Below are 12878 nucleotides of genomic sequence, written 5' to 3'. Positions count from 1 at the left end.
GAATGACTACCTCCCGACTTGTTAAGCTGCTTGGCCTTGTGGTGCTGGTCGCGTGCCTGTTCGCCGGCTGTTTCGGCACCTCGCCCCGCAAGCCTGAAGGCATCTACGTCAAAACGCTGTTTAACGGCGAGACGGTCACGGAGGCCACCCGCTATGGCGAATTTACCAGGCTGTCCATCGAATACTCGGACGGTGGCGGCAGCTATTTTTCGTCGGGGCGCAACAGTTACCTGCGCCTGATCCATCGCGATAAAATCGTCGTCAAAGAGGCCAGGCAGATCGAGCCCTGGCCAGGGCTGGATACGCCGACCTTCTTTGCCGAATCTTATGTCGACGACTGGCGGGAGTTCCTGATCCATGAAGCGGCTGGCAAGCCGGTCGTCGAGCGCATAGAGCAGGGGGACATGTCCCGGGACGATACCCGGCGACTGACCACCGAAGGCTTCCGCTATGGCTACCCCTGGCGCCAGGGCGTCAGGTATTTCCCTCGCGCGATGACGCCGGGCTTCCTGCTCAGCGTATTTCCGATGAAGCTCAAGGTGCTGCCGCACCTGGCCGACCTGCGCTATCGCCTCGAAGCCTATACGCTGGCTGCCATATCCCCCGACGAGCAGTCGTTTGCGTATGTCGATAGCATGGATGCGCCGACGTTCGTGATGGTGGTCGATCAGACCGGCGAGAGGCGCGATCCCATTCCGATCCCGCGTGTCGAACTGCCGCCCCGGCCCGGCGCCGATGTCAATCCGTACGAACGTGTCTGGTCCTGGTTCAACGCCACTTATACGTGGCAGCGGGACAGCAATGGCAAATGGGCGGCCAAGCCTGTGGCCCCGGCGCAGCGCGCGGCGGCCAATCCGGCTGAAGAGATTTTTCTTAGTGAGCGGATCGGTTACCGCAGCTGCTTCACCGCGGCTGACGCCTACTGCCTGACTAACTGGCATCAGGCCAGCAGAGCCGAAGCGGCGAAAGCGGAGCCGCGTGACGAAGCGATGCCCTTTGCTTATGCGCCATCCGAGCCGATGCGGGCATTTGGCGGCAATGTCAAACTGCTGGTGTATGGCACTTCGTACTGGAACAACAGCGGTTATCTTTTGTATACCGATGCAGCACCGGGGCAGGCCGCTGCCGAATACGTGAAGCGGCTGGAGAGCCGTAAAATTCCGTTTGTGCGTTCCGATCAATGCGCAAAGTCGAGCGATGGCGACAGGGATTGCGATGGCCTGCTCAAGTCACGCCTCAATATAAAAAGCACCTACGACGATTGGTTGGGAAAGAGGCTACGCAATCCCAGGCCGGGCGAGACGATGTTTGTGCTGCCGGATTTGGTGATATCGTTTTTGGCTGCGGAAAACGGCAGTACGATCATTCAAACCCAGTATCGGGGCGATCTCTCCCGCTCGCAGTGACCACTTCGCGATTTGGTTTGTCGTACCCTTTCGAGAAATATTGGCTTACTATTCGTAATGTTGAGCAACCTCGTGGTGCGAAGCCTAGCCACTGCTACATTGAACCTCCCAATTTCTCGTCCGCGTGACCGGACGATGTTTACGGCGCGGAGGGTCTATGTGGGACACGAAAGTTGCAGTGGCTTATCTCGATAAGCATGCTCGTTCAGCTAGTCATGGAAAATGCGCAGCGTACGTCAGAAAGGCTATCGAAGCGGGCGGTGTGCGTTTGCATCGACATGCATCGGCAAAGGATTACGGTGAGAACCTTATCGCTGCGGGTTTTGCAGTTGTAGAGACCACGATACTCAATGCCGGTGATGTCGTAGTGATACAGCCGATTGCAGGCCATAGTCATGGACATGTGGCGATGTATGACGGTGCGAAATGGGTATCCGATTTTAAACAGCGCAGTGGGTTCTATCCAAGCGAATCGTATCGGAAATTCAAACCAGCGTTTGCGATCTATCGTCATCCATGAAGACGCCATTTAGCCACCTCAGAACAATCCAGGGCGTCGCGTTCTCGGTAGTCCTGGCACTGCTCATCTGCTGGAGTCAGGTGGCGGCCGCCGCTTCGCAGGCCGCAGAACAGACGGTATCCGAATTTTATAGATGGTATCTGCATTCACTCGCTACCGGTCGTGAGCCGCTCTCTGATGACCGAGTGAAGATATCAAAGTACGTTTCCAATTCCCTGGTTCGTGAAATTCGGAGGCGCATGCGCAGCGATGAAGGACTAGATGAGGATTATTTTATTAAAGCACAGGATTATTCCGATGATTGGACGCGTAACGTGGTCGCTGGCAAGGCTGTAGTAGACGGTGATAAAGCGTTGGTAGCGCTACAGCTTGGAGCGGACAGCCAAACCAGCCGGAAGCTCTCCGTCGTCCTTACAAGGGAAGACGGCATCTGGAAAATTCAAGGCGTTCAGCTTCTAACAGCTTCCCGGTGAGATTGGGCAATAAACTTGGCTTAACGATTGGCGTAAAACCGACAGCATTTGGCATCAACTGCCTATCGTCCGGCGGTGGCGTTTTCTATCATGAAGTCCCTGTCTCGACTCACATGAAAGAAGCATATGCCAGCCATCACGCCGCCACTCGAACCCAACGCCACCCTCGTCGCCGATTTCATGCAGGCCGTCTGGGCCGAAGGCAATCCCGACCGGATCGATGCATTCGTCGGCGCCGGGTTTGTCGACCACGCCTACACATCCGCAGACAGGAGCGGTCACGCCAACATGGTGCGCATCTTTTCGTCCGCCTTCAGCGGCGCCGCGCATGTGATCGAGCAGTGCGTGGCGCAGCACGACATGGTCATCGTCCGGCTCCGGGTCACGGCCCGGCACACGGGCCAGTTTCGCGACATCGCCGCCACCGGCAATGCGATCGACGTCACGCAATATCGTACCTTCCGTATCGCCGATGGCCGCATCGCCGAACACTGGGCGCTGTTCGACACGGCCGGCTTGCTGCGCCAATTGCAGCCGGCGCTGGCGGCGGCGCCCGGCGCCTGCGCGGTGAAGTAGACCGTCTTCGTGACGTATAATCCGCCGACACTATTCAACGAGGCGCCATGATTTCCTTCGCTTACCCCAAGCGGTTCGATGAGCCCTTTGATACCGGTGAGCGTGTTTTCGAGCAAACCTATCTGCTGTATGCCGCGGCCGGAGCCTTTCACCTGGACGTGGCAGAGCGCAGCTGGCTGCTGCCTCCGCATCGTGCGGCGCTGATTCAGGCGGGTACGCCGATCCGCATTCTTAGCCATGCCGCCGCCACATCGGCCTCGGTGCTGTTCGCGCCGGGATGCATCGCCACGCCTGCGCTGCCGTGCCAGGTGTTCCGGGTCACGCCATTGATCGGGGAAATGATCCAGCATGCGACGCGCTGGGATGAGCGGCAAGCGGGATTGGACGGCAGCTCGCAAACATTTTTTGCCGCGCTGGCCGGCGTCGTCGGTGAAGCCGCCGCCTGCGCAGAAGACTTGTGGTTTCCACGCGCGCGTACGGCGGAGCTGAATCGGGCGGTGATTTATACGCTTGCCCACCTCGGGGAAACGTTGAATTTTTCGGACGTGGCCAAGGCGGCGATTACATCCGAGCGTACGCTGTCGCGGCGCTTCACCGACGAGTTCAACATGGGCTGGTCCGAATTCGTGCAGCGCGCCCGCATCGTCAAGGCGACGGAGCGGCTGGCCATGTCAGGCGACCAGGTGGCGCGGATCGCGCACGAAACCGGCTTCTCCAGCGCCAGCATGTTCGCGCAGGCGTTCCGCCAGATCATGGGCGAAACGCCAACCCAGTACAGGCGGCGGCTGGTAGCGAACTAGTCGCGATTCGGTCTCGTGGCCAGCGCCACAATCGCAATACCTGCTGCGACGATCAGCGCATCTTCGATCAACCCGCTGCGCGTCTGGCCGATGCGCGCCATGGCCTGCTTGCGGCCGGCGAGCGTCAGGTAGGCAAGCGGCACCGCAGTGGCGACGGCGATTGCCGCGCCGGCTTTTTCTTGTCCTTCTGGCGCCAGGGCCGCGCCGGCAATCCCTGCGCTGGCGATGCGCGCCGTCAGTCCAAGAAAAACAGTGCGATCCGGCGCGCTCTTCATCTTGTCGCCGAGGAGTTCCCCGGCTCCCATGGCCAACGCGCCAAATTTAAACAGCGGGCGATCCAGAAGGAATAGTTTGCCGGGTGTGCCACGGTCGGCCAGGCGGGCCGCAGCGATGGTGGCCATCGGCGTCATGGAACGCGCGCTGGCGACGGCGCCTATCAGCGCGGAGGAAATCAGGCTGCGGAATGTCATCTTGACGAACCCCTATAGGTGAAAGCTATTTAAAGCGCCGGGCCGCGCTGGGCTGGCAACTTATACTGCAGCTTAGATGAGAAGGTGCGTCCCATCTGTTAGCTGGGCCATATAGCGGGGCAAAAAAAAGCCGCTCAGTGAGCGGCTTTGGCTTGATTACTCTTCGCGGCGCAGGTGCGGGAACAGCAGCACGTCGCGGATGTTCGGCGAGTCGGTGATAATCATCATCAGACGATCGATGCCGATGCCGCAACCGCCGGCTGGTGGCATGCCGTATTCCAGCGCGCGGATGTAGTCGGCGTCGTAGAACATCGCCTCTTCATCGCCTGCGTCCTTGGCCGCAACCTGCGACAGGAAGCGGGCCGACTGGTCTTCCGCATCGTTCAACTCGGAGAAACCGTTGGCGATCTCGCGGCCGACCATGAACAGCTCGAAGCGCTCGGTGATGCCTTCGCGGGTATCCGAAGCACGGGCCAGCGGCGACACTTCAACCGGATAGTCGATGATGTAGGTCGGTTCCCACAGCTGCGCTTCAGCGGTTTCCTCGAACAGCGCCAGTTGCAGCGCGCCCAGGCCTGCGGTGGCGAACGGCTTGACGCCGAACTTCAGCAGTTCCTTCTTGATGAACTCAACGTCGGTCAGCTGCTCAGGCGTGTAGCCCGGCGCGTACTTGTTGATTGCTTCAACGATGGTCAGGCGGTGGAACGGCTTGGCCAGATCCAGCTCGCGGCCGCCGTAGGTCAGCGTCGCGGTGCCGTGCGCGTCGATCGCGGCCTGGCGGATGATCGCTTCGGTGAAGTCCATCAGCCAGTGGTAATCGGTGTAGGCCGCGTAGAATTCCATCATCGTGAATTCAGGATTGTGACGGACCGACACGCCTTCATTACGGAAGTTGCGGTTGATCTCGAACACGCGGTCGAAACCACCGACCACCAAGCGCTTCAGGTACAGCTCAGGCGCGATACGCAGGAACATCTGCATGTCCAGCGCGTTGTGGTGGGTGATGAATGGCTTGGCCGCGGCGCCGCCTGGAATGGCGTGCAGCATCGGCGTTTCCACTTCCATGAATTCGTTCTTTTCCATGAAGCGGCGCATCGACGAGATCGCGGCGGTACGCGCCTTGAAGGTGCGGCGCGTTTCTTCGTTCATGATCAGATCGACGTAGCGCTGACGGTACTTGGTTTCCTGATCGGCCAGGCCGTGGAATTTGTCCGGCAGCGGGCGCAGCGACTTGGTAATCAGGCGCAGTTCCGACACCTTGATGGTCAGCTCGTCGGTCTTGGTCTTGAACAGCGTGCCCACCACGCCCAGGATATCGCCCAGGTCGTAGTGGTGCAGCGCGGCCATCGCGGCTTCGCCGGTCAGGTCCAGCGTGGCGTAGATCTGGATGCGGCCATCGGCTTTAAGGCCGGACGAATCCTGCAGCGTGGCGAAAGCAGCCTTCTTGCCGGCTTCGCGCTTGAGCATCATGCGGCCGGCCAGCACCACGGTGACTGGTGCGGCTTCCAGCTCTTCGCGCGACTTCTCACCGTACTGCGCGTGCAGGTCGGCGGCTTTATGCTGAGGCTTGAAGTCGTTCGGGAAGGCGACGCCTTGTTCGCGGATGGCGGCCAGCTTGGCGCGGCGCTCGGCGATGATCTTGTTTTCGTCCGGCGCTGCTGCTTGTTCTTGAAGATCCGTAGTCATGGTCTGTTCTTTTGTTGAGGTGATGATTAGTTGGTGGCGGATGCGAAGAGCTCTTCCACATCCAGCTCGCTGAAGTCGCGCACGACGGCGATGACGTTGTCGAATTCGGCGAAGGCTTCGGCCGGCAGGGTGGTGGTCAGCACCACCGCGCGCATGCCGGCGCGGCGTGCCGCTTCCACGCCCAGCGGCGCGTCTTCGAACACGATGCTGTTGGCGGGCAGGGCGCCGCTGCGTTGCGCTGCAAGCAGGAACACGTCCGGCGCCGGCTTGCCATGTGCAACGTCGGCCGCGCCGGCGATGGCGTCGAACTGCTTGCGCAGGTCCAGGCCATCGAGCGTAAAGTCGATATTTTCATTCGGCGCGGCGGTGGCCACGGCCAGCTTGACGCCTGCGCTTTTGGCGCGGGCGATGAAGTCCACGAAGCCGTTCACCGCCGCCAGGTGCGGTGCGTACAGCTCGCGGTACAGCGATTCCTTCTCGAAGTCGAGCGCGGCGCCTTCCTCCTTGGTCACCGGCTGGCCCAGGTACTTGCTCATGATTTCATGGCCCTGGCGTCCGGCGGTGGCGCGGAAGAATTCGTCGGCGTCGAGGTCGTGACCGCGACGGGCGAAGAAGGCCAGCCACGATTTGGTGTGGAAGGCCATGTTGTCGACGATGGTGCCGTCCATGTCGAAGATGAACGCGCGCTGCGAATTCGAGATGCTCATCAGACGCCTTGCTTCAGCGATGCCGAGATGAAGTCGTCCAGGTCGCCGTCCAGCACGCCCTTGGTGTTGCCGGTCTCGAAGTTGGTGCGCAAGTCCTTGATGCGGGACTGGTCCAGCACATAGGAGCGGATCTGATGGCCCCAGCCGACGTCGGTCTTGGAGTCTTCCAGTTTCTGCTGCTCGCTCATGCGCTTGCGCAGTTCCATCTCGTACAGCTTGGCCTTCAGCATTTCCATCGCCTCGGCCTTGTTGCGGTGCTGCGAGCGGTCGTTCTGGCACTGAACCACGATGCCGGACGGGCCGTGCGTCAGACGCACTGCGGAGTCGGTTTTGTTAATGTGCTGACCACCGGCGCCCGATGCGCGGTAGGTATCGATGCGCAGGTCGGCCGGATTGATCTCGATGTCGATCGAGTCATCCACTTCCGGGTACACGAACAGCGAAGTGAACGAGGTATGGCGGCCGTTGGCCGAGTCGAACGGCGACTTGCGCACCAGGCGGTGGACGCCGGTTTCGGTGCGCAGATAGCCGTAGGCGTAGTCGCCTTCGACCTTGATGGTGGCGGTCTTGATGCCGGCCACCTCGCCGTCGGACTGCTCCATGACTTCAACCTTGAAGCCCTTGCGTTCCGCGTAGCGCAGGTACTGGCGCAGCAGCATGGACGCCCAGTCCTGGGCCTCGGTGCCGCCGGCGCCGGCCTGGATGTCGATGAAGCAGTTGTTCGGGTCCATCGGATTGTTGAACATCCGGCGGAACTCCATGCCTTCGATGACCAGGCGCACGTCCTCGGCGTCGACGATCAGCGCTTCCAGCGTGTCGTCGTCGCCTTCTTCCTTGGCCATGGCGAACAGGTCGCCCATGTCCTTCAGGTCGGTGTCGGCCTTGGTCAGCGCGAAGACGATGGCTTCGAGCGATTTCTTTTCCTTGCCGAGATCCTGGGCCTTTTTCGGGTCGTTCCAGACCGTCGGGTCTTCCAGTTCTTCGTTTACTTGTTCGAGTTTCTCTGACTTTTTATCGAAGTCAAAGATACCTCCGTAGTTCGGCTTCGCGCGAGGTCAGATCGGCGAGCAGGGCGGAGAGGGCGTTGATGCGTTCGGCTTCCATGTTTTCTTCTTCTCTAAGGCTGAAATCAAACCTTCGATTATACCCTAGCCGGGCCGCTCCCTCGCAGCTAAATAGCCGAGGCCGCGCCGGCGGCCGTCCGGGCGGGGCGGACCGCGTCCCGATTGAAACGTAATGCTGACATTTTTGCCACAAAAAGCATAAAATGCGACGCCTATGGCTTAAGTTTCTTGATGCTAGGAAGTTCGCTGCGTATGATATCGCGCATAGTTCCGTTGCCTAAAAAATCGCAACCTCAAATATAGTTCATTCATGCGCCCAGCAGTCTGCTGCCTCACCATCGCGTTGCCCTCCTTGTTGCTCGGCTGTGCCGGTCTGCCGCAGGGCACCCCGACGCCCGTGGGCGCCGAGGCCACGCTGGCGCTGCTGGAAACCACCGACCTGCACGCGACGGTCCTCAGTTACGACTACTACAAGCTCAAGGCCGATCCGTCGATCGGCTTTGAGCGCACGGCCACGTTAATCAAGCAGGCCCGCACCGAATTCCCCAACAATCTGCTGCTCGACAACGGCGACGCCATCCAGGGCACGGCCTTGGCCGACTACCAGGCGCTGGTCGCGCCGGTCGCCTGCGGCCAGCCGCTGGCCATCTACAAGGCCATGAATCTGCTGGGCGTGGACGGTGCTGGCATCGGCAACCACGAATTCAATTTCGGCCTGGCCTATCTGAACCAGGTGACCGGCAGCCATTTCGACGTGGACGGCGTGGCCGCCGATGCGCCGCGCTGCGCCGGGCCGAGCTTCCCCATCGTGCTGGCGAATATCTATAGCGCCAAGACCCGGCAGCCGCTGTTCGAGCCATACCGCATCCTCACGCGCCGGATCAGCGCCACCGGGCCGGATGGCAAGCCGCTGACGGCCACGATCAAGGTCGGCATCATCGGCTTCGCGCCGACGGTGGTGATGTCCTGGGATAAGCACTGGCTGGAAGGGAAGGTCTACGCGGAAGGCGTGCGCGAGACGGCGCAGAAGTACATCCCGCAGATGCGCGCCCAGGGCGCGGACCTGGTGGTGGCCATTTCGCACGGCGGCCTCGATGGCGATCCGTATGCGCCGGAGATGGAGAACGCCAACTACTACCTGGCCCAGGTGCCGGGCGTGGACGCGATGATGATAGGCCACGCGCACCAGCCGTTCCCGGATGCGGCCAGCAAGGTGCCTGAATTCAGCCTGCCGAACGTGGACAAGGCCAAAGGCACCGTCTTCGGCGTGCCGGCCGTGATGGCCAACCTGTGGGGCAAGCATCTGGGCGTGATCGGCCTGCGCCTGAAGTACGACGGCAAGGCCTGGGTGGTTGACAAGCGCCGCACCACGGTCGAAGTGCGCGCCACGCGCAATGCCGACGGCAGCTACGTCGCCGCCGATCCGGCCGTCGCCCCGCTGGTCGCGGCCGAGCACGAGGCCACCATCGGCTACGTCAAGACGCCGGTCGGCAGCAGCGACTTCCGCATGACGACCTATTTCGCCGACGTCGGCGACATCAGCGCCATTCAACTGGTGAACCAGGCGCAGACCGCCTATGTGCAGAACTACGTCAAGGCCAACCTGCCGCAGTACGCGGCGCTGCCGGTGCTGTCGATGGCGTCGCCGTTCAAGGCCGGCGCCGCCGGCGCGGGCGACTACACGGACGTCAAGTCCGGCGGCCTGGCGCTGAACAACGTCGCCGACCTGTATCTGTACCCGAACGCGCTGCACGTGGTGAAGGTGGACGGCGCGGGCCTGAAAGCCTGGCTGGAAAAGGCGGCCGAGCGCTTCAACCGCATCGATCCGGCCAGCAGCGCGCAGCAGGAGCTGGTCAACACGGCGGTCCCCGGCTTCAACTTCGATGTGCTCAGCAGCGCCGATGTTAGCTACCAGATCGACGTCACCAAGCCGGCCGGCCAGCGCATCACGGCGCTGCAGTATCGTGGCGCGGCGTTGCCGGCGTCGCAGGAATTCCTGGTCGCGACCAATAACTACCGCGCCAGCGGCGGCGGGGCGTTCCCGGGGCTGGACGGCAGCAAGACCATCCTGGCCTCGCCGGACGCCAGCCGCGATGTGCTGATCGCCTACATCCAGCAGCAGAAGAACGTCACCCGCGCGCGCAACGGCTCCACGCGCAGCTGGCGGTTCGCGCCGGTGGCGACCAAGGGTGCGGTGGTGTTCCACTCGGCGCCGGACATGCTGGACCTGGCAAGGGAGGCCGGCCTGAAGTCGGTCTCGCAGATTAAAACGGATGATGGCGGCGGCAAGGGCTTGGCCCTGTACGCCATCGATTTGTCGAAATGAACGGAGGGCGCATGAAGCAAGTGCGGAAAATGCTGGCGAAGCTGGTACTGGTTGCGGTGGGCGGTGTCGCGGGCTTTGCTGCGGCCGGACCGGTCGGACCTGTCGACGAAGCGCGCCTGTACCTGCGCGGCGGCTCCGGCGTAGCCGTCGATTTGCCGAAAGCATTCTCGCTCTTCACCAGCGCCGCCAAGGCCGGCGATCCACTGGCCGCCTACTACCTGGGCATGATGTACCGGAACGGCATGGCCGTCGCGCGCGATGCCAAGGCCGCGGCGCGCTGGCTGAAGTTCGCCGCCAGCCGCCAGATGCCGGCGGCGATGTTCGCGCTGGCGAACCTGTATCTCAGCGGCGACGGCGTCAAGCGCGACGAGCAGGCCGCGCGCCATTTGATAGAAAAGGCCGCCGATCTGGAGTATCCTGAAGCGGTGATGGCGATGGCCATCGGCCTGCGCGACGGCTCCATGGGCTTCGACCGCAACGAAGCGCTGTCCGAAACGCAGATGCGCTTCGCCAACCGCGCACTGGCGCAGCGCACTTCCGGCATGTAATTCCACCCGCCGCACACACGCTTTCCTTACTACTTGCTTACAAGCGGCAGGCCATTTTTGGCTTGCTGCGATGCCGCACATCTATGTGTTGCTGCTGCCGATCTACTCACCTACAATGGCCCATCGATGGGGTACTACTATAAAAAACGTTGTAAACAGGAGATCACAGATGAACTTTAAGTTGAAATTGCTCGTAGCAGGCATTGCACTCGGTTTCTCGGCTTCTTCCATGGCGGCAGACCCCATCAAGATCGGCGTCGCCGGTCCGTTCACCGGCGGTTCCGCGCCGATGGGCGTATCGATGCGCGACGGCGTCAAACTGGCCGTGGCGGAGATCAACGCCAAGGGCGGCGTGCTGGGTCGCCAGATCCAGCTGGTCGAACGCGACGACGAAGCCAAGAACGAACGCGGCGTGCAAATCGCCCAGGAACTGATCAACAAAGAGAAAGTCACCGCCACCGTCGGCTACATCAACACCGGCGTGGCCCTGGCCTCGCAGCGCTTCTACCAGGAAGCCAAGATCCCGGTCATGAACAACGTCGCCACCGGCTCCATCGTCACCAAGCAGTTCGCCGACCAGCCTGAAAACTACATCTTCCGCAATTCCGCCAACGACCAGATCCAGTCCGGCATGATCGTGCACGAAGCGGTCGAGAACCGCAAATTCAAGAAGGTCGCGATCCTGGCCGACTCCACCAACTACGGCCAGCTGGGTCGCGAGGATCTGGAAAAGGCGCTGGATAAAAAAGGCCTGAAGGCCGTCGCCACCGAGAAGTACAACCTGAAGGACGTCGACATGACGGCCCAGCTGCTGAAGGCCAAGCAGGCCGGCGCCGAAGTGGTGCTGACCTACGGTATCGGCCCGGAACTGGCGCAGATCGCCAACGGCATGGAAAAACTGGGCTGGAAAGTGCCGCTGATCGGCAGCTGGACGCTGTCGATGGCGAACTTCATCGACAACGCCGGCAAGAACGGCAATGGCACCCGCATGCCGCAGACCTTCATCCAGGAGCCGAACACGCCGAAGCGCAAGGCCTTCATCGACGCCTACGTCAAAGCCTACAATCCACCGGGCGGCCGCATGCCGTCGGCGGTGTCGGCGGCGCAGGGCTACGATTCGATCTACCTGCTGGCGGCCGCCATCAAGCAGGCCGGTTCCACCGACGGCCCTAAAGTCAAGGCCGCGCTGGAAGGCCTGAACGAGAAGATCGACGGCGTCGTCACCACCTACAGCAAGCCATTCAGCAAAGACAATCACGAAGCGATCACCGCCGACATCACCGTCTTCGGCGAAGTCAAGGACGGCAAAGTAGTGCCGGCCAAGTAAGTTCGCGCCGCATTGGTTACTGGCCAGTCTTGAGGATTCAAGCCTGGCCTTTTTCTTGTCGTCCTTACAGTGGTGGTTATCATGGAAATCTTCCTGCAACTGGCCTTCAGCGGCATCGCGCTCGGCATGATCTACGCCGTCATCGCCTTCGGCTACCAGCTCACCTTCGCCACCTCCGGCACGCTCAATTTCGGCCAGGGCGAATCGCTGATGCTTGGCGCGCTGGTCGGGCTTAGCCTGGTCGGCACCATCCACGGCGGCCCTTACATGAGCTACCTGCTGATGATCCCCCTGGTGATCGTGTTCGGCGCGCTGCAAGGCATGTTCGTCGAATGGATAGGCGTGCGGCCGGCGATCAAGATCAAGTCCGAATTCGGCTGGATCATGTCGACCATCGCGCTGGCCATCATCTTCAAGAACGTGGCCGAGAATATCTGGGGCAAGGACGACCTGACCTTCCCGTCGCCGCTGAGCTCCACGCCGTTCCAGGTGCTGGGCGCTAACGTGCAGCCGATGCAGGTGGCGGTGATCGTCGGCGCGCTGTCGATCATGGCGGCGGTGGAGATCTTCAACCGCAAATCGATCTACGGCAAGGCTGTGGTAGCCACCGCCAACGACCGCGACGCGGCAGGGCTGATGGGCATTAACACCCGCATGGTCATCACGTTTTCGTACGCGCTGTCGTCGGCCACGGCGGCATTCGCCGGCGTGCTGGTGGCGCCTCTGACGCTGACCGGCGCCACGATGGGCGCCTCGCTGGGCCTGAAGGCCTTCGCGGTGGCCATCATCGGCGGCCTGACCTCGGGCGTGGGCGCCATCGTCGGCGGCCTGATACTGGGCATCGCCGAGACCACCACCGGCTACTACATCTCGACCGGCTACAAGGAAGTACCGGGATTGTTGCTGCTCCTGCTGGTGCTGGCGATCAAGCCGTCCGGCCTGTTCGGCAAAGCCGCCATCAAAAAGGTCTGACCC

Annotated in this window: 13 protein-coding genes; 9 read left to right on the top strand and 4 right to left on the bottom strand. The window is 61.6% G+C overall.

Features of this window, described 5'->3' with window-relative positions; genetic code table 11:
* The first annotated feature begins 2 nt into the window (after window positions 1-2).
* The 5 genes from GEV02_RS26645 to GEV02_RS26625 all read left to right on the top strand — a co-directional run bounded on the left by GEV02_RS26645 (window position 3) and on the right by GEV02_RS26625 (window position 3775).
* The gene (locus GEV02_RS26645; RefSeq protein WP_152840927.1) at window positions 3-1406 is read left to right on the top strand and encodes a hypothetical protein; all 1404 of its coding nucleotides are present in this window, start codon (window positions 3-5) and stop codon (window positions 1404-1406) included.
* 157 nt (window positions 1407-1563) lie between these two features.
* The gene (locus GEV02_RS26640; protein WP_152840926.1) at window positions 1564-1926 is read left to right on the top strand and encodes an NlpC/P60 family protein; all 363 of its coding nucleotides are present in this window, start codon (window positions 1564-1566) and stop codon (window positions 1924-1926) included.
* Window positions 1923-2399, top strand: a complete 477-nt coding sequence (locus GEV02_RS26635; RefSeq protein WP_152840925.1) for a DUF3828 domain-containing protein — start codon at window positions 1923-1925, stop codon at window positions 2397-2399. The genes GEV02_RS26640 and GEV02_RS26635 overlap by 4 nt, the downstream gene beginning before the upstream one ends.
* A 126-nt stretch (window positions 2400-2525) precedes the next feature.
* Window positions 2526-2975: an ester cyclase gene (locus GEV02_RS26630; RefSeq protein ID WP_152840924.1), complete on the top strand. Its 450-nt coding sequence runs from the start codon at window positions 2526-2528 to the stop codon at window positions 2973-2975.
* 47 nt (window positions 2976-3022) lie between these two features.
* A complete protein-coding gene (locus GEV02_RS26625) occupies window positions 3023-3775 on the top strand; it encodes an AraC family transcriptional regulator (protein WP_152840923.1) in 753 nt (250 codons plus the stop codon).
* Here the strand turns inward: GEV02_RS26625 and GEV02_RS26620 are convergent.
* The 4 genes from GEV02_RS26620 to prfB all read right to left on the bottom strand — a co-directional run bounded on the left by GEV02_RS26620 (window position 3772) and on the right by prfB (window position 7742).
* Window positions 3772-4245, bottom strand: coding sequence for a hypothetical protein (locus GEV02_RS26620; protein WP_152840922.1), 474 nt, complete (start codon window positions 4243-4245; stop codon window positions 3772-3774). The two genes, GEV02_RS26625 and GEV02_RS26620, sit on opposite strands and share 4 nt — an antisense overlap.
* 156 nt (window positions 4246-4401) lie before the next feature.
* Window positions 4402-5931 carry a lysine--tRNA ligase gene (lysS, locus tag GEV02_RS26615; RefSeq protein ID WP_152840921.1) on the bottom strand — a complete coding sequence of 510 codons (1530 nt, stop codon included), beginning with the start codon at window positions 5929-5931 and terminating at the stop codon, window positions 4402-4404.
* 26 nt (window positions 5932-5957) lie between these two features.
* Window positions 5958-6638 (bottom strand): HAD family hydrolase, encoded by a 681-nt coding sequence (locus tag GEV02_RS26610; protein ID WP_152840920.1) that lies wholly within the window; start codon window positions 6636-6638, stop codon window positions 5958-5960.
* Window positions 6638-7742, bottom strand: a protein-coding gene (gene prfB, locus GEV02_RS26605; protein ID WP_141753396.1) for a peptide chain release factor 2 whose coding sequence is annotated in 2 segments (ribosomal slippage) — window positions 6638-7660 and window positions 7662-7742 — 1104 coding nt in all. Because the reading frame shifts where the segments join, the coding sequence is not laid out codon by codon here. Before prfB ends, GEV02_RS26610 begins: the two co-directional genes overlap by 1 nt.
* A 270-nt stretch (window positions 7743-8012) precedes the next feature.
* Here prfB and GEV02_RS26600 point away from each other — a divergent pair.
* The 4 genes from GEV02_RS26600 to GEV02_RS26585 all read left to right on the top strand — a co-directional run bounded on the left by GEV02_RS26600 (window position 8013) and on the right by GEV02_RS26585 (window position 12875).
* Window positions 8013-10028 carry a bifunctional 2',3'-cyclic-nucleotide 2'-phosphodiesterase/3'-nucleotidase gene (locus GEV02_RS26600; RefSeq protein ID WP_152840919.1) on the top strand — a complete coding sequence of 672 codons (2016 nt, stop codon included), beginning with the start codon at window positions 8013-8015 and terminating at the stop codon, window positions 10026-10028.
* A gap of 11 nt (window positions 10029-10039) precedes the next feature.
* Window positions 10040-10576, top strand: coding sequence for a tetratricopeptide repeat protein (locus GEV02_RS26595; protein WP_152840918.1), 537 nt, complete (start codon window positions 10040-10042; stop codon window positions 10574-10576).
* Between the two features lie 169 nt (window positions 10577-10745).
* Window positions 10746-11903, top strand: coding sequence for an ABC transporter substrate-binding protein (locus GEV02_RS26590; protein WP_152840917.1), 1158 nt, complete (start codon window positions 10746-10748; stop codon window positions 11901-11903).
* A gap of 81 nt (window positions 11904-11984) precedes the next feature.
* Window positions 11985-12875, top strand: coding sequence for a branched-chain amino acid ABC transporter permease (locus tag GEV02_RS26585; protein ID WP_152840916.1), 891 nt, complete (start codon window positions 11985-11987; stop codon window positions 12873-12875).
* The last annotated feature ends 3 nt before the right edge of the window (window positions 12876-12878 follow it).

Origin of the sequence: Rugamonas aquatica (assembly GCF_009380215.1) — a bacterium.
In the GTDB taxonomy this organism is placed as follows: Bacteria; Pseudomonadota; Gammaproteobacteria; order Burkholderiales; family Burkholderiaceae_D; genus Rugamonas; species Rugamonas aquatica_B.
This window is presented reverse-complemented; position numbering and strand designations above follow the sequence as displayed.